The organism is Hydrogenophaga pseudoflava NBRC 102511 (genome assembly GCF_001592285.1).
Classification (GTDB): domain Bacteria; phylum Pseudomonadota; class Gammaproteobacteria; order Burkholderiales; family Burkholderiaceae_C; genus Hydrogenophaga; species Hydrogenophaga pseudoflava.
In genome coordinates, this window is record NZ_BCWQ01000007.1 from 41,784 (window position 1) to 60,900 (window position 19,117).

At 67.0% G+C, this 19,117-nt stretch carries 23 protein-coding genes; 14 read left to right on the forward strand and 9 right to left on the reverse strand.

All coding sequences use genetic code 11. The annotated features are described in order from the left end of the window. Window positions 1–8 precede the first annotated feature (8 nt). The 4 genes from HPS01S_RS10085 to fliR are packed head-to-tail and all read left to right on the forward strand — an operon-like array spanning window position 9 to window position 2,196. On the forward strand, window positions 9–371 hold the full coding sequence (locus HPS01S_RS10085) for a FliO/MopB family protein (RefSeq protein ID WP_066154892.1): 363 nt from the start codon (window positions 9–11) through the stop codon (window positions 369–371). Further along, complete coding sequence (fliP, locus tag HPS01S_RS10090) at window positions 358–1,125, forward strand: flagellar type III secretion system pore protein FliP (RefSeq protein WP_066154895.1); 768 nt, start codon at window positions 358–360, stop codon at window positions 1,123–1,125. Before HPS01S_RS10085 ends, fliP begins: the two co-directional genes overlap by 14 nt. 13 nt (window positions 1,126–1,138) lie before the next feature. Then, entirely contained in the window at window positions 1,139–1,408 is a 270-nt protein-coding gene (fliQ, locus tag HPS01S_RS10095) for a flagellar biosynthesis protein FliQ (RefSeq protein WP_066154898.1), read from the forward strand. 20 nt (window positions 1,409–1,428) lie between these two features. Next, the gene (gene fliR, locus HPS01S_RS10100; RefSeq protein ID WP_066154901.1) at window positions 1,429–2,196 is read left to right on the forward strand and encodes a flagellar biosynthetic protein FliR; all 768 of its coding nucleotides are present in this window, start codon (window positions 1,429–1,431) and stop codon (window positions 2,194–2,196) included. 9 nt (window positions 2,197–2,205) lie between these two features. Here fliR and HPS01S_RS10105 read toward each other — a convergent pair whose 3' ends face one another. From HPS01S_RS10105 to HPS01S_RS10120, 4 genes are all read right to left on the reverse strand, one after another. Beyond that, window positions 2,206–2,640 carry a hypothetical protein gene (locus tag HPS01S_RS10105; RefSeq protein WP_066154905.1) on the reverse strand — a complete coding sequence of 145 codons (435 nt, stop codon included), beginning with the start codon at window positions 2,638–2,640 and terminating at the stop codon, window positions 2,206–2,208. 153 nt (window positions 2,641–2,793) lie between these two features. Beyond that, window positions 2,794–3,228, reverse strand: a complete 435-nt coding sequence (locus HPS01S_RS21790) for a hypothetical protein (RefSeq protein ID WP_157576221.1) — start codon at window positions 3,226–3,228, stop codon at window positions 2,794–2,796. 53 nt (window positions 3,229–3,281) lie between these two features. Further along, complete coding sequence (locus HPS01S_RS10115) at window positions 3,282–3,911, reverse strand: response regulator (protein WP_066154911.1); 630 nt, start codon at window positions 3,909–3,911, stop codon at window positions 3,282–3,284. Beyond that, on the reverse strand, window positions 3,908–5,023 hold the full coding sequence (locus HPS01S_RS10120; RefSeq protein ID WP_066154915.1) for a hybrid sensor histidine kinase/response regulator: 1,116 nt from the start codon (window positions 5,021–5,023) through the stop codon (window positions 3,908–3,910). The genes HPS01S_RS10115 and HPS01S_RS10120 overlap by 4 nt, the downstream gene beginning before the upstream one ends. A gap of 143 nt (window positions 5,024–5,166) precedes the next feature. Between HPS01S_RS10120 and HPS01S_RS10125 the strand changes: the two genes are divergently transcribed. From HPS01S_RS10125 to HPS01S_RS10160, 8 genes are read left to right on the forward strand one after another with little or no spacing between them, the layout of a single operon-like run. After that, on the forward strand, window positions 5,167–5,598 hold the full coding sequence (locus HPS01S_RS10125; RefSeq protein ID WP_066154918.1) for a hypothetical protein: 432 nt from the start codon (window positions 5,167–5,169) through the stop codon (window positions 5,596–5,598). A gap of 48 nt (window positions 5,599–5,646) precedes the next feature. Next, a complete protein-coding gene (locus HPS01S_RS10130) occupies window positions 5,647–6,009 on the forward strand; it encodes a response regulator (protein WP_066154921.1) in 363 nt (120 codons plus the stop codon). Between the two features lie 10 nt (window positions 6,010–6,019). After that, a complete protein-coding gene (locus HPS01S_RS10135) occupies window positions 6,020–8,089 on the forward strand; it encodes a chemotaxis protein CheA (RefSeq protein ID WP_066154923.1) in 2,070 nt (689 codons plus the stop codon). After that, entirely contained in the window at window positions 8,089–9,021 is a 933-nt protein-coding gene (locus HPS01S_RS10140) for a CheR family methyltransferase (protein ID WP_084397245.1), read from the forward strand. The genes HPS01S_RS10135 and HPS01S_RS10140 overlap by 1 nt, the downstream gene beginning before the upstream one ends. Further along, window positions 9,008–9,736, forward strand: a complete 729-nt coding sequence (gene cheD, locus HPS01S_RS10145) for a chemoreceptor glutamine deamidase CheD (protein WP_084397247.1) — start codon at window positions 9,008–9,010, stop codon at window positions 9,734–9,736. Before HPS01S_RS10140 ends, cheD begins: the two co-directional genes overlap by 14 nt. 18 nt (window positions 9,737–9,754) lie before the next feature. Continuing rightward, window positions 9,755–10,855, forward strand: a complete 1,101-nt coding sequence (locus HPS01S_RS10150) for a protein-glutamate methylesterase/protein-glutamine glutaminase (protein WP_066154926.1) — start codon at window positions 9,755–9,757, stop codon at window positions 10,853–10,855. A gap of 41 nt (window positions 10,856–10,896) precedes the next feature. Next, window positions 10,897–11,403: a putative pterin-binding protein gene (locus HPS01S_RS22200; RefSeq protein ID WP_066154932.1), complete on the forward strand. Its 507-nt coding sequence runs from the start codon at window positions 10,897–10,899 to the stop codon at window positions 11,401–11,403. Then, window positions 11,400–13,688 carry an ATP-binding protein gene (locus HPS01S_RS10160; RefSeq protein ID WP_066154934.1) on the forward strand — a complete coding sequence of 763 codons (2,289 nt, stop codon included), beginning with the start codon at window positions 11,400–11,402 and terminating at the stop codon, window positions 13,686–13,688. Before HPS01S_RS22200 ends, HPS01S_RS10160 begins: the two co-directional genes overlap by 4 nt. 15 nt (window positions 13,689–13,703) lie before the next feature. On the opposite strand, the gene HPS01S_RS10165 is transcribed toward HPS01S_RS10160, so the two are convergent. From HPS01S_RS10165 to HPS01S_RS10185, 5 genes are all read right to left on the reverse strand, one after another. Continuing rightward, entirely contained in the window at window positions 13,704–14,351 is a 648-nt protein-coding gene (locus tag HPS01S_RS10165; protein WP_066154939.1) for a hypothetical protein, read from the reverse strand. Between the two features lie 103 nt (window positions 14,352–14,454). Beyond that, window positions 14,455–14,994, reverse strand: a complete 540-nt coding sequence (locus tag HPS01S_RS10170) for a VOC family protein (RefSeq protein WP_066154942.1) — start codon at window positions 14,992–14,994, stop codon at window positions 14,455–14,457. Between the two features lie 38 nt (window positions 14,995–15,032). Continuing rightward, window positions 15,033–15,257: a DUF2783 domain-containing protein gene (locus HPS01S_RS10175; protein ID WP_066154945.1), complete on the reverse strand. Its 225-nt coding sequence runs from the start codon at window positions 15,255–15,257 to the stop codon at window positions 15,033–15,035. A 16-nt stretch (window positions 15,258–15,273) separates the two neighbouring features. Beyond that, window positions 15,274–16,986, reverse strand: coding sequence for an FAD-dependent oxidoreductase (locus tag HPS01S_RS10180; RefSeq protein ID WP_066154948.1), 1,713 nt, complete (start codon window positions 16,984–16,986; stop codon window positions 15,274–15,276). Window positions 16,987–17,450: 464 nt separating this feature from the next. Then, the gene (locus tag HPS01S_RS10185; RefSeq protein ID WP_066154951.1) at window positions 17,451–17,906 is read right to left on the reverse strand and encodes a universal stress protein; all 456 of its coding nucleotides are present in this window, start codon (window positions 17,904–17,906) and stop codon (window positions 17,451–17,453) included. A 244-nt stretch (window positions 17,907–18,150) separates the two neighbouring features. On the opposite strand from HPS01S_RS10185, the gene HPS01S_RS10190 reads away from it, so the two are divergent. Both HPS01S_RS10190 and HPS01S_RS10195 read left to right on the forward strand, forming a co-directional pair. Next, window positions 18,151–18,498, forward strand: coding sequence for a hypothetical protein (locus HPS01S_RS10190; protein ID WP_066154955.1), 348 nt, complete (start codon window positions 18,151–18,153; stop codon window positions 18,496–18,498). Window positions 18,499–18,561: 63 nt separating this feature from the next. Next, window positions 18,562–19,023 carry a MarR family winged helix-turn-helix transcriptional regulator gene (locus tag HPS01S_RS10195; protein ID WP_066154958.1) on the forward strand — a complete coding sequence of 154 codons (462 nt, stop codon included), beginning with the start codon at window positions 18,562–18,564 and terminating at the stop codon, window positions 19,021–19,023. Window positions 19,024–19,117: the final 94 nt, after the last annotated feature.

A 19,117-nucleotide genomic window follows, 5' to 3' on the forward strand; every position in this document is an offset into this window, starting at 1 on the left:
GGGTTCCCATGCTCCAGAACGCCGCCCCGGCCATCGTGCTGCTCATCGTCATGGTGGGCATCGCCTGGCTGCTGCAACGCTACCGCCGCCACCTGCCGGGCGCGGCGCACCGCGCCGGCCCGCACCTGCAGGTGCTCGGCGGCGTCGCGCTCGGCCCGCAGCAGCGCGTGGTCACGCTGCAGGTCGGCCAGGGCGAACAGGCGGTCTGCCTGGTGCTCGGCGTCTCGCCGGGCAACGTCACCGCGCTGCACCAGATGCCGCTGCCGCCCGAGGCCACCGAGGCGCCCGCTGCCCCGGGCCACACCCCCGCCCCCGCCGGCTTCGCCGCGCGGCTGGCCCTGTTCCGCAAGGACGGTGATGCGAACCGCTGAACACCCGCGCCGCGCCCGCCTGCTCGGCCTGGCGCTCCTGCTGCTGGCCGCCGCGCCCGCCTGGGCGCAGCAGACCGGCAACGCATCCCTGCCCATCGTGGTGGGCCAGGGCGCGGGCGGCACCAGCTACTCGGTGCCGATCCAGACCCTGCTGTTCTTCACCGCGCTGAGCTTCCTGCCCGCGGTGCTGCTGCTGATGACGGGCTTCACCCGCATCGTCATCGTGCTCTCGCTGCTGCGCCAGGCCCTGGGCACGCAGTCCGCGCCACCCAACCAGGTGATCATCGGCCTCTCGCTGTTCCTCACCCTGTTCGTCATGGGCCCGACGCTGGACAAGGTCTACAACGAGGCCTATCAGCCCTACACCAGCAACCAGATCCCGTTCGACCAGGCGCTGGACCGCGCGCAGGGCCCGATGCGCGAGTTCATGCTCAAGCAGACCCGCCAGAGCGACTTCGAACTGTTCGCCCGCCTGGCCAAGCTGCCCGAAGACGTGAAGGCCGAAACCGCGCCCTTCCGCGTCATCGTGCCGGCCTTCGTCACCAGCGAACTCAAGACCGCGTTCCAGATCGGCTTCATGATCTTCATCCCCTTCCTGGTGATCGACATGGTGGTCGCCAGCGTGCTGATGTCGCTGGGAATGATGATGCTCTCGCCGGTGCTGGTCGCCCTGCCCTTCAAGTTGATGCTGTTCGTGCTGGCCGACGGCTGGAACCTGCTGCTCGGCTCGCTCGCCGCCTCGTTCGCCACGTAGTCAAGGAAACCCCATGGACCCCCAAGCCGCCCTCACGATGGGCCAGAACGCCCTCTTCATGGTGCTCATGGTGGCCGCGCCCGTGCTGGCCGTGGTGCTGGGCGTGGGCCTGCTGGTCAGCCTGTTCCAGGCCATCACGCAGATCCACGAAGCCACCCTCTCCTTCGTGCCCAAGCTGATCGCCGCCATCGCCGTGTTCGCGATCGCCGGGCCGTGGATGATGACCACCCTGGTCGAGTTCATCCGCAACACCATCCTCGCGATTCCCAACCACGCGATCTGAACGCTCGCGCGGCCGGCGCCATGTTCTCGTTCACTGAAGCCGACATCATGTCGCTGGTGGCGCCGGTGTTCTGGCCCTTCCTGCGCATCCTCGCGGTGTTCTCCAGCGCGCCCATCTTCTCGGCGCGCTCGGTGCCCATGCGCGCCCGCGTCGCGCTGGCCATGCTGGTGGCCATCTGCGCCCAGGCCGCGCTGGCCGACCAGCCCGTGGTCGGCCTGACCGACCCGCAGGCCATGGGCGTGGTGCTGCAGCAGGTGGTGATCGGCCTGGCGATCGGCCTGGCGGTGCGCATCGTGTTCGCCGCGGTGGAGCTGGCGGGCGAAATCATCGGCCTGCAGATGGGCCTGAACTTCGCCGGCTTCTTCGACCCCACCACCAACCAGCAGACCAGCGCCGTCGGCCGCTTCTACGGCAACAGCACCATGCTGCTGTTCGTGGTGCTCAACGGCCACCTCATGGTGCTGCAGGCCGTGGTGGCCAGCTTCGAGACCTTTCCGATCGGCACCGGCGCGTTCGAGGCCATCGAGCGCATGCGCCTGCACGAACTCGGCTCCGTCGTGTTCCGCTACGGCCTGTGGATCGCGCTGCCCATGATCGGCATGCTGCTGTTCGTCAACATCGTGCTGGGCTTCATCTCGCGCGTGGCGCCGCAGATGAACGCTTTCGCCATCGGCTTCCCGCTCACCCTCACCACCGGCCTGCTGGGCATCGCCGTCACCCTGCCCATGCTGGAAGGCCCGGTGGTGGCGCTGATGAAACTCGCCACCGGCATGTTCACCGGCGGCTGAGCCCGCGGCTCACTCCCAGCGCAGGTCGCGCAGCTTCCAGTCCGACCCGTCCAGCGCCCACCGCAACTGCACCGAATAGGGCGAGGCGCGCTCGGGAATCAGGCCCTGCGCACCGGTGAACAGCACCTGCGCCTCGGTGATCCCGATGCTCGAACCCGGCGGGTCGATGCGGCTGCTGCGCGTGACCGCGATCACCTTCACATTGGCATAGCGCAGGAACATCAGCGCCATGGTCTTGCGCGCCCACTCGGCGTCGTACTCGTCCTGCGCGCGAAAGCGCGTGTCCAGCATCGCCAGCACGGCCTTGCTGTCCTTGGCTTCGAGGTGGTCCTGCAGCTGCTGCACCGCGGCTTCCAGCGCGGTCTGGGGGTCGGGTTTGCTGCAGGCGGTGAGCAAGCCGGCGGCGGTGGCGAGCAGGGTGAGGGTGGCGGTGCGGCGGCGCATCACTATCTTCCGCTGAATGCTGGGTCCACGTGCCGCGGGAGCAAGGCAGATGTTGCGGTCATCGCACATCTCACTTCTTCCTCTACTTTCTTCTGGAAATCATCAACCAGTTGCTTCAAGGGCGGCTCATCCAACACATCTGGTTGGATGACATCACGAACCCAACTGTCGTAAAAAAAAAGCGATCTCCAAAGCAAGGTCAAACACTGGCACAGGGCGTTCGAAACGCAACGCCCTGTGGGCGCTGTAGTTGTTTCGAAAATCCACCATCTCTTCCCAATAGGACTTCCACTGCTCCTGAGAGAGGGAGAGAGCCTCGAGTAGGCGTTGCCGAAAGTGCGCTTCGACATTGCCATCCCCCAAGTCGAGCTTTTTCCAGTGTGTTTCGTTCTGACCGTCGGATCCAAAAAGCATGCACCAAGAAATACTTGCCTGAAGCAGATGTGCCGTGGACGTGTCGTTCCAGAATGAAGTGCCTTGGCGTAGATTCACCAAATTCGATCGAATCACTCGGTGGCAGACAAGGTGCTTCGTGAAACTGCCCACCAGCGGGTACTGCTCGACAAATATCTCTTTTTGATAGCGCATCAGCTCCCCCACTTGGTTCAGCCCAATCAGCTAGACGACATCACCAGCCCCCGTCACACCAGACTGTTCCGAATCGCATACACCGTCAGCTCCGCGTTGTTCGACAGGTGCAGCTTTTCCAGCACCCGCGCGCGGTAGACGCTCACGGTCTTGGGGCTGAGCATCAGCTCTTCGGCGATCTCCGAGAGCTTCTTGCCCGAGGCGATCTTCTGCAGGGTCTGCAGCTCGCGCTCGGACAGGCTGGCGTGCAGCTCTTCGGTCTCGGGGGCGTTCAGGTTGTCCACCAGCATCTGCGCCACCTCGGGCGTGACGTACTTGCGGCCCTGGTTCACCGTGCGGATGGCGGCGATCATCTCGGCCGGTTCGCCCGCCTTGTTGAGGTAGCCGCGCGCGCCGGCCCGCAGGCAGCGGATGGCGTACTGGTCTTCCGGGTACATCGAGACCACCAGGGTCTTGACGGGTGAACCTTCCTCGCGCAGCGCAGCCAGCACCTCCAGCCCGCCGCGGCCGGGCATGTTGAGGTCCAGCACCAGCACGTCGCACTCGGTCTTGCGCATCTGCTCGCGCAGCTCGGGGTAGCTGCCGGCTTCGCCGACGACCTGGATGTCGACCGCTTCCGAGATGGTGTCGCGGATGCCGCGCCGGACGACCGCATGGTCGTCGCACAAGATGACCTTGATCATTGTTCTTCGTCCCTGTGGTGGTGGTTCCCGTCATCGTCATCGAGCGGCACCGAGAGGATCACGGAGGTGCCCCGCGATGAGCTGCTGATGTCCAGCCAGCCGCCGACCTTGGCGGCGCGTTCCTTGAGCCCGAGCAGGCCGAAGGACTTGGCCTTGCGCAGCGCCTCGGCGCTCAGGCCCTGCCCGTTGTCGCTGACTTCGAGGGTGAGCACGCCCTCGCGGTCGCTCAGGTCGATGTCCACCGCGCTGGCCCGGGCGTGTTTGGCCACGTTGGTCAGCGCCTCCTGCGCGGTGCGGTAGGCCACGAGCTGCACCGCGTGCGGCACATCGATGTGATCGGACGAACGGCGCACGGTGACACGGGTGCCGTTGCGTTTCTCGAAGCCGGTGGCCATCCACTGCACCGCGGCCACCAGCCCCTGGTCGAGGATGGGCGGGCGCAGGTTCATCATGATGCGCTGGCTGGCGCCCAGGGCGTGCTGCAGCATCTCCAGCGCGGTGTCCATGTGCTGGCGCACCTCGGGGTCGAGCGCCGGGCGGCGGGCGATCCAGGCCAGGTCGAGCTTGACGGCGGCCAGCGAACCGCCGATGTCGTCGTGGATTTCGCGCGCGATGTCGGCGCGCTCCTGCTCGATGCTGGTCTGCAGGTGCTCGGCCAGTTCGGCCAGGCGGCGCTGGGAGTCGGCCAGTTCGGCGTCGGCCCGTGCCTTGGCACGGCGGGTTTCGGACACCTCGATGGCGCGCTGGATGACGTGGGCCACCCGGTTCATGCTGTCCTTGAGCAGGTAGTCGCTCACACCGCGGTGCATGGCCTCGACCGCCGCGGCTTCGCCGATGGCGCCCGAGAGGATGACGAACGGCAGGTCCAGTCCGATCTCCCGCAGCCGGTCCCACGCGTCCAGCCCGGAGAACCCGGGCAGGTGGTAGTCGGCCAGCACGATGTCGTAGCGGTTCTCGCGCAGCTCGCGCTCGAAGTCGTCGAGGGTGTCGACCAGCAGGATGTCGTGGTTCAGCCCGCTTTTCTGCAGCGCGAACTTGACCAAGGCGTGGTCGACGCGGGAATCCTCCAGGTGGAGGATGCGGACCGGACGGGATGCGGTGGTATCGGGCATGCGGCTCGCAGTGGTCGAAATGGCGCTGAATTCGGGCCGTTTTCTGCCGATACAGCCTGTCACAGTTCCCGAAAATTGTACTGCCCCAACTCCCTGGAGCGGCCTCGAGAACAACCCTCAAGCCCGACCACAAGGACCCGCCGATGACGCCCCAGACCTTGCCATCCGTCAATCTGCCAGTGAACCTGGTCGCCGATCTCCAGGACTCCCTGCTCATGGCGATGACCGACCTCAAGCGTCTGGAGGGTCTGCTGGACCACGCCACCGACAACCTGATGGAGCGGTTTTCCACCGCCAACCACGCCCTGGCCCACCTGGACGGCAACGAGAACGACGACCTGCTGAGCATCCGCCGCAGCCTGCACCAGGCCGTGACCGAACTCCAGTTCCACGACATGGCCACGCAGCTGATCGTGCACACCGGCAAGGTGCTGCAGGGCTGCGCCTGGAAGCTGGCCGAGGAGGCCATGGAGCCGGAAGAGGACGAACTGCCGATCTGCGTGGACCCGACCCCCGATCGCCCCAGTCCGGTCACCCAGAACGAGATGGACGCCGGTTCCATCGACCTGTTCTAAAGACACGCACCTGTTTGCCGATATCCGAACGAACCACGGAGAACCCCCATGCAATCCATTCTTGCCGTCGACGACTCGGCCTCCATGCGAAAGATGGTGTCTTTCACCCTCACTGGCGCAGGCTTTCATGTCGTGGAGGCAGTCGATGGACAGGATGCGCTTGAAAAGGCGCAGTCCCACCACATCGATCTGGTGCTGACCGACCAGAACATGCCCCGTCTGGACGGTCTGGGCCTGACCAAGAAGCTGCGCGAGAGCGCCAAGTTCAAGGCCACACCGATCCTGATCCTGACCACCGAGTCCAGCGACCAGATGAAGCAGGCCGGCCGCGCCGCGGGCGCGACGGGCTGGCTGGTCAAACCCTTCGATCCGGGCCGCCTGATCGAGGTCATCCAGAAAGTGATCCGCTGAGGAGCGCCCCATGGCAGAAGCAACCCACGAAAACTCCTCCGCCGGTGGCAACATCGACCTGAGCCAGTTCTATCAGATCTTCTTCGAGGAAGCCGGCGAAAACCTGGACCAGATGGAGCAGATGCTGCTCGCGCTGGACCTGGAACACGCCGACGACGAGGAGCTCAACGCCATCTTCCGCTGCGCGCACTCGATCAAGGGCGGCGCCGCCACCTTCGGTTTTGCCGACGTGGCCGAGCTGACCCACCAGATGGAGTCGCTGCTGGACAAGCTGCGCCGCCACGAGCTGCAGCCCACGCCGCCCATGGTGGACGTGCTGCTGGAATCGTCCGACGCGCTCAAGCTGCTGCTGGCCCGCCACCAGGGCCAGGGCGTGGAGCCGCCGCCCACGGGCGAGCTGGTGGCGCGCATCAGTGCGCTGGCCCATGGCACCGCGGTGGCCGCCCCGGCGCCGGCGCCGGTCGCCGCCGCTGCAGCCCCGGTGCAGGCACCGACCCCTGCGCCCGCCGCGGCACTGGCCGAAGGCGAGCGCAAGCTGACCATCCGCATCGGCCCGCTGGACCAGCTGGCCCAGGCCGACGGCATCGGTGAGCTGTTCCGCGACATCGCCGGTCTGGGACGCATCGAATCGACGCGCGACGACGGCCAGTTCCGTTCGCTCGAGGTGTTCACCCGCTCCAGCGACAGCGACCTGCTGGACCTGTTCACCTTCCACGTGAGCAAGGAGCAGATCCAGATTTCCGAAGCCGGCGCGCCAACGACCGGTGAAGGCAGGGACTTCGGCTTTTTCGACGACGCGCCGGGCACGCCTGCGGCCCCCGCAGCGGTCGCGCCGGCCGTGCCGGTGGCACAAGCCGCTCCGGCGGCCAAGCCTGCGCCGCGCGCCGAGGCCCGTCCGGCCGCCGCCGGTGGTCTGGAGTCGAGCACGCTGCGCGTGTCCGTGAGCAAGGTCGACCAGCTGATCAATCTGGTGGGCGAGCTCGTCATCACCCAGGCCATGCTGGCGCAGAAGAGCCGCGAGCTCGACAGCACCGCCAACCAGCAGTTGCTGGCCGGCCTGGTCGACCTGGACCGCAACACCCGCGACCTGCAGGAAGCGGTGATGTCGATCCGCATGATCCCGATGTCGGTGGTGTTCAACCGCTTCCCGCGCATGCTGCGCGACCTGGCCAGCAAGCTGGGCAAGAAGGTCGAGCTGATCACCCACGGTGAAGCCACCGAGCTGGACAAGGGCCTGATCGAGAAGATCACCGACCCGCTGACCCACCTGATCCGCAACAGCTGCGACCACGGCATCGAGATGCCGGAGGAGCGCCTGGCCCGGGGCAAGCCCGATCACGGCACCATCACGCTCTCGGCCTCGCACCAGGGCGGCAGCATCCTGATCGAGGTGCGCGACGACGGCAAGGGCCTCTCGCGCGAGAAGCTGCTCAGGAAGGCCCGCGAAAAGGGCATGGATGCGCCCGATACGATGACCGACACCGAGGTGTGGAACCTGATCATGGCGCCGGGCTTCTCCACCGCCGAGGTGGTGACCGACGTGTCCGGCCGCGGGGTCGGCATGGACGTGGTCAAGAAGAACATCCTCTCGCTGGGTGGCACGGTGGAGATCGACTCCGCCGAGGGCTACGGCATGAGCGTCAAGGTGCGCCTGCCGCTGACGCTGGCCATCATGGACGGCATGAGCGTGCGTGTCAGCGACGAGGTCTACATCCTGCCGCTGTCCTCGGTGATCGAGTCCTTCCAGATCAACCCCGGCGACATCAACACCGTGGCGCAGGGTGCGCAGCTGGTGAAGGTGCGCGAGGAGTACATGCCGGTGATCGAGCTGGAGAAGATCTTCAGCGTGCCGCGCTTCGAGTTCCACGGCGGCAGCCCGATCATGGTGGTGGTGGAGGCCGAGGGATCGCGCGTGGCCCTGATGGTGGACGAGCTGCTGGGGCAGCAGCAGGTGGTGATCAAGAACCTGGAGTCGAACTACCGCAAGGTTCCCAACGTCTCGGGCGCCACCATCCTGGGCGACGGCAAGGTCGCCCTGATCCTGGACACCTCGGGCCTGGTGCGCCGCTCGAGGCACTGATGAGCACCCCCGCCGCGCTCCGCACGCCCCCCTCCAGGGGGCAGCACCTGCAGCCCGGCAGAGCCGGTTCTGCGGTGCTTCCCGTCACGGCCCCACCCTTTGCACTGGACGAGGACGGTCCGCTGGCCCAGGGGCGCGAGTTCGTCTGGTCCGACGCCGACTTCTCGCGCATCAAGGCGCTGATCTACAAGAAGGCCGGCATCAGCCTGCACGACGGCAAGCACGCGATGGTGTACAGCCGCGTCTCGCGCCGCCTGCGCGAGACCGGCCACACCAGCTTCAAGACCTACCTGGACGCGCTGGAACAGCACGACGGGCCGGAGTGGCAGGAGTTCATCAACGCCCTGACCACCAACCTGACCGCCTTTTTCCGCGAGCAGCACCACTTCGGCGTGCTGCAGGAATTGCTGGCGGCCAATCGCTCGCACAACTGGAAGATCTGGTGCTCGGCCGCGTCGACCGGCGAGGAGCCCTATTCGATCGCAATGACCGCGGCGGATACGCTGGGCGCCTCGGGCAGCTTCCACATCGTCAACAGCGACATCGACACCAAGGTGCTGGCCACCGCGGCGCGCGGCGTCTACAAGGCCGATGGCGTCAAGGGTCTGAGCCCCGAGCGCCTGCAGCGCCACTTCATGCGCGGCAAGGGTGCGAACGCCGGTCTGATGCGCGTCAAGCCCGAACTCCAGAAACACATGGAGTTCATGACCGTCAACCTGATCCACGATCTGCCGTTCCGCGAGCCCTTCGACATCGTGTTCTGCCGCAACGTGATGATCTATTTCGATGCGGCCACCCAGCGCCAGGTGCTCGAACGCATCCACCGGGTGATGAAGCCCGGCGGCATGCTGTTCGTCGGTCACGCCGAAAACTTCAGCGACGCGCGCAGCCTCTTCACGCTGCGGGGAAAGACCGTCTATGAAAGGCTTTGAAAGCCCCACTGCGGCGCTTCGCGCCTTCCCCCTAGGGGGATTTCAGGCCGCAGGCAGCTCGGGCCAGCGGCCAGGCCTTCCGCCAGCCGCCACACCGCCCAGGTCCACACTGGATGCGCTGAAGACCCGGGCGCCCAGGCCGGGCGAGGCCTCCTTCTTCTACCGCGACCACCACTTCAACATCGACACCGTCAAGGTGCTGCCGGGTGAGTACTACGTGACCACCGACGACATGATGGTCATGACGGTTCTGGGCTCGTGCATCGCCGCCTGCATCTGGGACCCCAAGGTCCGCGTGGGGGGCATGAACCACTTCATGCTGCCCGAAGGCGCGGGCGACACCTCGGGCCGCTACGGCTCGTTTGCGATGGAACTGCTGATCAACGAGATGATCAAGCTCGGCGCCCGGCGCGAGAGCATGCAGGCCAAGGTGTTCGGCGGCGGCCAGGTGATGCACAGCTTCACCACCATGAACGTGGGCGAGCGCAACACCGCCTTCGTGCTCGATTACCTGCAGACCGAACGCATCGCCGTGATCTCCAAGGACGTGCTGGACATCCATCCGCGCAAGGTCTGCTACTTCCCGGCGACGGGCAAGGCCATGGTCAAGCGCCTGGCCCACTCGCATCCGGAGACGCTGGAAACGCAGGAACGCAAGGGCAATGCTGCGGTGGTCGCCAAGACCAACGCCGGCGGCTCGGTGGACCTGTTCTGAACCGCAGAAAGAACAGCCATGGCCAAGATCAGAGTGGTGGTGGTCGACGACTCGGCGCTGGTGCGCAGCCTGCTCACCGAAATCATCAACCGGCAGCCCGACATGCAGTGCGTGGGTGCCGCGAGCGACCCGCTGGTGGCGCGCGAGATGATCCGCGAGCTCAACCCGGACGTCATCACGCTGGACGTCGAGATGCCGCGCATGGACGGTTTGGAATTCCTCTCGCGCCTGATGCGGCTGCGTCCGATGCCGGTGGTGATGGTGTCCACGCTGACCGAACAGGGTGCCGACATCACGCTGCGTGCGCTGGAGATGGGCGCGGTCGACTATGTGGCCAAGCCCCGCATCGGCATCACCAGCGGACTCAACGAGCTGGCCGGTGACATCGTCGACAAGATTCGCATCGCCGCGGCCGCGCATGTCCGGCGCCTGGCCCCGGCGCCTTCCGCGACCGGCACCATCACCCAGGCCACCCCTGCCACGGCCGAGGCGCCGCGGGCGCCGCTGCCGCGCCTGTCGACCACCGAAAAGATCATCTGCATCGGCGCCTCCACCGGCGGCACCGAAGCCATCCGCGAGGTGCTGACGCCACTGCCGGCCGACTCGCCCGCGATCGTGATCACCCAGCACATGCCCCCTGGCTTCACCACCAGCTTCGCTGCCCGGCTGGACTCGCTGTGCAAGATCCGTGTCGCCGAAGCCCGCGACGGCCAGCGCATCCTGCCCGGCCACGCCTACATCGCACCCGGCGGGCGTCACCTGCGCATCGACCGCAGCGGCTCGAACTACGTGGCCGTGGTCGAGGACACCGAACCGGTCAACCGCCACCGCCCCTCGGTAGAGGTGCTGTTCAAGTCGGCCGCGCGCGTGCTCGGCCCCAACGCGCTGGGCATCATGCTCACCGGCATGGGGGCCGACGGCGCCCTGGCCATGCGCGAGATGAAGGACGCCGGCAGCTACAACTACGTGCAGGACGAAGCCAGCTGCGTGGTCTTCGGCATGCCCCGCATGGCCATCCAGGCCGGCGCCGCCCACGAGGTCCTGCCCCTCAAGCAGATCGCCCCGGCCCTGCTCAACCGCCTGGCCAGCAACCCCGCCCTGGTGCGGCACCGCATCTGAGCCCCTACCCACACACCCGCGCCGATCCGCGGAGTCCTTCCATGAAAAACCGCCGCCTCTTCACGGTCAGCGCCCTGCTCTGCGCGCTGACCCTCTCCAGCGCCGCCCTGGCACTGGACGCCCCCAAGGAACGCCCCATCCTCGTCATCAGCGGCAAGATCACCACGAAGAACGCCGGCGAGGTGGCGCGCTTCGACATGAAGATGATCGAGGCCCTGCCCCAGCACAGCTTCACCACCAGCACCCCCTGGTTCGACAGGCCGGTGAAGTTCACCGGCCCGCTGCTGGCCGACGTGCTGGCCGCCGTCAAGGCCAGCGGCAGCAACGTGAGCGCGGTGGCCATCAACGACTACAGGATCACCATTCCCGCGGCCGACGCCGCGAAGTTCCAGGTGATCGTCGCCCGCCTGATCGACGACAAGCCGATCCCGGTGCGCGAGAAGGGCCCGCTGTTTGTGGTGTACCCGTTCGACAGCAGCGCCGAGCTGCGCACCTCGACGTACTACGAACGGTCCATCTGGCAACTCAAGGCCCTGGACATCCAATGACACTCGCGCTGCCAAATCTGGCCCGCTGGCAACGTCGGCAGTGGGTCCTGGCCATCTCGCTGCTGCTGGCCATCACCCTGACGCCACTGGGCTGGATCCAGTGGCGCCAGTACCGCATGCTCGACGATGTGTCGACCAACCAGGTCGACTCGATCATGTGGCAGGCCTACCAGCTCGAACGCGAGCTGGGCCGGCTCGAACACTCGATCATGGACGCCCTCCAGGCGCCCGGCACGATCGACGGCAACCAGCTCCTTGAGCGCTACGAGGTCTACCTCAGCCGCATCGACCTGCTGACCAGGATACCGCGCCGCGACCTGCTCGAAGCCTCCTTCGAATACACCGCAACCATGGCCAGGGTCAAGGACTTCAACAAGATCGCCGACCCGCTGTTCGCCGATCCGCAGGCGCTGGCGGCCAGCCCCAGGAAGCTGGCCCTGCTGGACCGCGCCATCGAGGACCTCAAGCCGCTGATGGGCGAACTCACGCGCGAGGCCAACCGCGCCGTGGCCCGTTTCGTCGACGAACGCAACGCCCAGCTGCGCCACCAGGGCCTGCTGGTGATCGGCCTGGCGGCGGCGCAGATCGCGGTGATGCTGATCTTCGTCGGCCTGCTGGTGCAGCACATCCGCAAGCAACAGCGCCAGTACGCCAGGCTGCAGAAGCTCAGTGACGAACTGGCCGAGGCCCGCGACCAGGCCGAGGCCGCCAACCACGGCAAGAGCATCTTCCTGGCCAACATGAGCCACGAGATCCGCACCCCGTTCCAGGGCCTGCTGGGCATGCTCAACCTGCTGGACGACGCCTCGCTGACCAACCAGCAGCGCGACTACCTGGGCACCGCGCGCGATTCCGCGATGCACCTGCTGGGCGTGCTCAACGACATCCTGGACGTCTCGACCATGGAGTCGGGCACGCTCAAGCTCTCGGTGGTGCCGATCCACCTGCCCAGCGTGGTGCACGAGGTCGACGGCCTGATGCAGGTGGCCGCCCGCGACAAGGGGCTGGAGCTGAACATCTACGCTGCGGCCGACCTGCCCGGCTGGGTGGAGGCCGACGCCACGCGCCTGCGCCAGATCATGTTCAACCTGATCAACAACGCCATCAAGTTCACCAGCGAAGGCAGCGTGATCGCCGAGCTGACCCGTGCGCCCGCGGGCAAGACCGGTGTGGTGTTCACCGTGCGCGACACTGGCATGGGCATGGACGAGGAAACGGTCTCCCGGCTGTTCACCCGGTTCTACCAGGCCGACAACTCGCTGCGCCGCCGCATCGGCGGCACCGGGCTGGGACTGGAGATCTCGCGCAACCTGGCCCGCATGATGGGCGGTGACATCGAGGTCAGCAGCCAGCTGGGTGTGGGCTCGGTGTTCACCGTCCACCTGGACCTGCCCGAGACCAAGGCCCCGGTCGAGGAAGAGCCGATCTCGGTGATCGGTAGCATCCAGCGCAAGCTCAGGGTGCTGGTGGCCGAGGACCACCCGATCAACCTCAAGTACATGAGCATCCTGCTGGAGAAGATGGGCCACGAGGCCACCTTCTGCGAGAACGGGCAGGAGGCGCTGCAGCTGCTGGCGCACGACCTCTTCGACGTGGTGCTGCTGGACTACCACATGCCGGTGCTGGACGGCCTGGCCACCACCGAGGCGATCCGCCGGCTCGACGGCCCGGTGTCGGAGATCAAGGTGATCCTGGTGACCGCCGATGTCGTCAACGACACGCGCAAACGGGCGCTGGAAGTCGGCGTGAACGAATTCACCAGCAAGCCGCTGCAGGCCGAAGACCTCAAGCGGGCGCTGCGCCGCTGCGGCCTGCTGGACGACCCCGGCATGACGGTGGAAGAACTGGGCCCGACCGAGCTGCGAGCCTCCAGCCCCTTCCCGCTGTCGTCCTACGAAATGCCTGTGCGCCTGCCCGACCGGAGCCACGCAGCGGTGCGTCTGGTCGACACCGACTCCTACCGGGAGATCCAGGACATGATGCCGCAGGAGTCGCTGGAGGAACTGCTCAAGACCCTGTTCGAATCACCCGAGGGCACGGTGCATGTGCTGGGGCAGGCCCTGCGCGCCGGCGACCGCCAGGCCATCGGCTACAACGCCCACAAGCTCAAAGGCTCGGCCATGCTGATGGGCTTCCGCGCCCTGGTGAGGACATCGGCCCAGATCGAGCACATCACCACCCAGACCGACGACCCGGTACCGGCCGAACTGGGTCGGCAGCTGTTGCGCGAAGCCAACCTCACCCGTCAGGCCCTGCGCGACTTCGAGCCGGTGCAGGCGGCCTGAGCCCTGTTGCCGGGCTCAGACCCGGCGGCTGAGCAGGCTGCCGGTTTCCAGGGACTGCCAGGTGCTGGCACCCTGCTCGGTGTAGGCCACCGGCGCCTGTTCCCGGCGCAGCGCGGCAGGAACGGCATCGCTGCCCGGCAGATCCACCTGGGCATCGTTGGCGACGGGTCGCTGGTTCGCGGCCCCGCTGTCCCGCGCCCCGCTGGCTGCGGCGGCATCGACCGCGTCCGCCGCCTGCTCTCGGCCCAGCACCACCTCGACCACGGCGGCGCTGGCCTTCCACACGGAGGCCAGCACCTCTTGCAACTGGGGCTTCTGCTCCGCCTGCTCACGGGCCTTTTGTTCTTCTTCCTGGCGCTGCTCGGCACGCAGCCTGGCATCGGCCAGGTTGTCGGCGGGCGAGGTTCGTTCGCTGCCCTTGGGACCGTTGGGCAGGATGGGCGCCGGCTGGGCCGTGGACACACCAGCACCCGGCTCCTGGTCGCCGCGGACCGGTGACGGAACACCGCTGCGCGCACCCTGGCCACCGCGGCCCGAATCGGCCTGCGGATCGCGGGCGGACGGCTGCGCAGCCCCGACCGAGGCCACGGCAGGCACCGGCGCCACGGTCACGGGCGCCGCGGTCGGCCAGCTCACGGGCTGGCTGGTACTGATGTTCAACATGGAAAACCCCCTTTTCAACGGGTCAGCGGCCATGACAATTCCGCTGGTCTTCCGGGTTTTCGACCACCTAAACCGGAACTTGAGGGGTTTTCACCCCCCAATTTCAGCTGGCGGCCAGTTCTTTTTCGTGCATCCAGGCGGCGTGCTTGGGCGCGCGCTTGGTCTGGGACCATTCATTGAGCATGTCCCACTTCACGTCGTCGAGCTTCTTCATCATCTCGGGCGTGGCGGTGTTGGCCGCCAGTTCCAGGCGGTGACCGTTGGGGTCGAAGAAGTAGATCGACTTGAAGATGGTGTGGTCGGTCAGACCCACCACCGGGATGCCGGCCGCCTCCAGGCGCGCCTTGGTGGCTTCCAGCTCGGCGACGGTGTCGACCTCCAGCGCGATGTGCTGCACCCAGTCGGGGGTGTTGGGGTCCTTGCCCATCTCGGGCGAGTTGGGAAGCTCGAAGAAGGCCAGGATGTTGCCGCCACCCGCGTCCATGAACAGGTGCATGTAGGGATCGGGCGCGTGGGTGGAAGGCACCTGGTCCTCGGCGATGGCCAGCACGAAGTTCATGCCCAGGTGCTTCTGGTACCACTCGACGGTTTCCTTGGCGTCCTTGCAGCGGTAGGCGACGTGGTGGATCTTGCGGATGTTCATGGGGTTCTCCTGTGGGTGTTCCGTTGTCGGGTGCGGGTTCAGACGCCTTCACGGGCGATGGCCAGGGCTTGTTTCAGGGCCGAGATGTCGCCGACCTGGTTCGCCAGCAACAGGATCAGCTTGGCATTCAACATCTGGCTCTGTTCGTCGCTGAGGTCTCGGTGGGTCTCGATCAGGGCTTCGTAGAAATCGTCGCCGGGCGTGAAGTCGCGGAAGTAGCGCTGGCCGGGTTCGGCGAGGTTGGGTTGCAGTTGCAGGCTCATGAATGTCTCCTCGGGTTCAGGCGGCGACGGCTTCGGGCTGGGCGGCCGCGGCGGTCAGGCCCTGTCCGGTGGCGCGGGCCAGGGCGGCGCGCACGGCGGCCAGGTCGGAGCGGCGCCAGCGGGCGGTCACGTGCTGGTCGGGGCGGACCAGGTAGGTCGTGCCCGGGCGGGCGTCGTAGCGCTGGGCGAACAGGCCGTCGCGGTCCTGCAGCACGGTGAAACCGACGGCGTTACCGCCATGCGGCGTCACCAGCACCGTCTCCACCGGCACCGGGCCGGCGGCCAGCGCCGTGGCCTGGGCGCGCAGCGACGGCTCCAGCTGGCCCGGGTCGTCCACGAAGGCCAGCAGCACGAAGCGGTTGCCCAGCTGGTCGAGCAGCCAGGCGTCGTAGCCGGCCACGCGCACCGGCGCGTCGTCCATCGGCGCGCCAGGGACCATGTTGCCCTCGAAGGTGTCGGCGTCGGGCGTGTTCAGCGCCGACTGCACCAGGAAGGCAGGCACCGACAGGCGGCCCGAATTGACCAGCTTGCGGGCGAAGGGCTGCGTGCGCGCCAGTTCCAGTGCGGCGTTGCGGAACAGCTTGCTGACCGCGCTCTTGGGCGTGATGAAGTCGGTGGAGCGGGTGGAGTTGCGGATGTTCTCGTCGGCCGCGTAGGTGCGGTCGGCGTCGTAGCTGTCCAGCAGTGCCTCGGGCGCCTGCCCCTTCATCACCAGCGCCAGCTTCCACAACAGGTCGTCGGTGTCCTGGAAACCGGAGTTGGCGCCGCGCGCCCCGAAGGGCGAGACCTGGTGCGCCGCGTCGCCCACAAACAGCAGGCGGCCGTGGCGGAAGTTCTTCATGCGCCGGCACTGGAAGGTGTAGATGCTGGCCCACTCCAGTTCGAACTCGCGGTCGTCGCCCAGCATGGCCTTGACGCGCGGGATGATCTTCTCGGGCTTCTTCTCTTCCTCGGGGTCGGCGTCCCAGCCGAGCTGGAAGTCGATGCGCCAGACGTTGTCGCTCTGCTTGTGCAGCAGCACGCTCTGGTTGGGATGGAAGGGCGGGTCGAACCAGAACCAGCGCTCGGCCGGGAAGTCGGCCTTCATCACCACGTCGGCGATCAGGAAGCGGTCCTTGAAGACATGGCCCTCGATGTCCAGGCCCAGCTGGCGCCGCACGTTGGAGCGCGCGCCGTCGGCCACGATCAGCCAGTCGGTGTCGATCTCGAAGGCGCCGTCGGGCGTCTCGACGCTGACGCGGGCGCCCTCGCTTCCGTTGTCACCCAGCGGCTGCACGCCCACCACCTTGTATTTCCAGCGCAGGTCGGCGCCCAGTTCGGTGGCGCGGTGCACCAGCGCTTCTTCGAGGTGGTACTGCTGCAGGTTGATCATGCCGGGGCGCTTGTGGCCGGCGTCGGGCACGAGGTTGAAGCGGTAGACCTCTTCCTCGCGCAGGAAGGTGCGACCGACGTTCCAGCTCACGCCCTTGTCGACGATGGCGTCACCCACGCCCAGGCGGTCGAGGATTTCGAGCGCGCGCTTGGCGTAGCAGACGGCGCGCGAGCCGAAGGAGACGCTGTCTTCTTCGTCGAACAGCAGCACGTCCAGGCCGTGCAGCCGGGCGTCGATGGCGGCGGCGAGGCCGACCGGGCCGGCGCCGATGACGATCAGGGGTTTGCGCTGCGGCGCGCCGGCCATGAGGTCGGCGGGGGCGCGGTACGGAAAGGTGGGGTAGGTGTAGGTGCCCATCGAGGTCGGTCTCCTGCTGGGGGTGCACCGGCTTCAGGGTCGGCCGGCCGGGATTTGGTCCGGGGCGTACTGTAGCTCAGAATTTCGTATTGGTAAATACGTTTCTCTAAACGTAATTCGCAAAACCTCCCAAGAGGTTCTCGGACCTACCTCGCAGGCACGGCGGCACATGGCGCACTGCGCCGCTCATGTCCCCCGACGGCCTGCGGCCCTCTCCTCCTTTACTTCGCTCTGCAGAACGCCATGCACCGCCATGCATACACGTGCAGGCTCGCCAACGGTGGTTCGTCCACAGTCGTGCGGGCGCCAACGGCGCCGGGTGATCACGCAGCGAAGTAAAGGAGGAGGACCGGCGCAGCCGGTCCGGGGGACATGAGCGGAGTGGTCACCCGGCGCCGTTGGCGCAAAGAGGGGGAGTCCTCAACAACGCAACGTACGAAGGCAGGCCGCCGGAGAACAACAGCTCACTCGTCTTCTTCGGAAGGCGCGACCGGCTCCCGCACCACCGTCACCGGCACCGGCGAGTGGTCCACCAGGTGCTGCGTCACCGAACCCAGCAGGGCTGCCCGCAAGCCCCCGCCGGTGCCAGCGGTCATGATCACCGCCTGACAGCCATACCGCTCGATGATGTCGATCAAGGTGTTCGCCGGATCGCCCGTGGCCACTTCCTTCTCGACCTTCTGCCCCGCCGCCTCCAGCAGCGCCACCGCCGGCCGCATCAGGTCCAGCCCCGCGCCCTCGCTCACCTTTTCCAGCACCTCGGGATCGTGCGCCACCACCATCTCGTACAGCGTCGCGCTCTCCTGCACGTTCGCCACCACGAAGCGCGCCCGCAGCCCCGAATGCACCAGCCGCACCGCGTGGTGCACCGCCAGCAGCGCGTGGGAGGAACCGTCGACCGGGATCAGGATGTTCAGCATGGCGCTCGCCTCCAGCGAATGGCCCCGCCCCTTGCAGGACCTCCGGACCATGATGCCACGCGCGTGACGCGATGACCATGCCGAGTCCCGTGGCAGCCACAGGGTTGCACCGTGTGCGGAAAGTCTCGCGCTTCCGCCGGCATCCGCAACAACCTGTCAGTGCTGACAGTGATTCATGCTGGCACACCGGGCAAGATGGCGACAGCAACCGCTCCCGAACCGTCAGACCACCGTCCACCACGCCATGCGCCCCCAGACCCGAGAGCTGTTCACCGAGTCCGCCTACGGCGCCCTGCCCCAGCCGGACCCGAGGCTGGCCGCCGCACAGGCCGCCCAGCCCACCGTCGAACCGCCGACCTTCGTCGAAACCCTGGGCTTTCCCAAGGGCACGCCAGCGCTGCCCCTGGCCCTGGTGCTCGAAGACATCCGCGCCACCGCCCCCGGCACCCGCGTCAACCGCCTGCTGGCGCCCGGCACCCTCAGCCGCCTGTTCAGCCAGGAGGCCGCCGCGGCCTCCTACGCGCTCGCCATCCTGTCCATTGTCGAATCTCCCGACTTCGAGTCGATCCTGGCGCGCCTGCGCGCGTGCTGAGTTTCTGCACCTTGCCGCAGGTGCGGCTTAAGATCCCGGCATCCAACAGCCGCCGAGCCTCACGTGAACACGGACCCGCCGACCAACCTGACGCTGCAGGCCGAACCCGGCCACCTGATCCGCCGCGCGCACCAGCTCGCGGTGTCGACCTTTCACGAAACCCACGGCCGGCAGGTCACGCCGGTGCAGTACGCCGTGCTGCGCGCGCTCAAGGCCGAGCCCGGCATCGACCAGGTGACGCTGGCCGACCGGGTGGCACTGGACACCTCGACCACCGCCGACATCGCCACCCGGCTCGATGCCAAGGGCTGGATCGTGCGCGAACTGCTGCCAAGGCGCCAGCGCGCCCTGCGCCTGACCGCCGACGGCGAGTCGGTGCTGGCCGACATGCTGCCGCGCGTGCACCCGATGTACTCGCGCCTGCTGGAGCCGCTGGAGCCCCACGAACGGGACGAGTTCCTGCGCCTGCTGCGCAAGTTCGTGCACCTCAACGAACAGTCTGCCGCCCCTTCCGATCAGGGTTAACCCGGACTTGCGGGGTCTTTTTTTCCTCGCGCCCTGTTCGTACAATGCACTTCATTCAGCATACTGAATGAAGAAACCACCCACGAAGGAGACC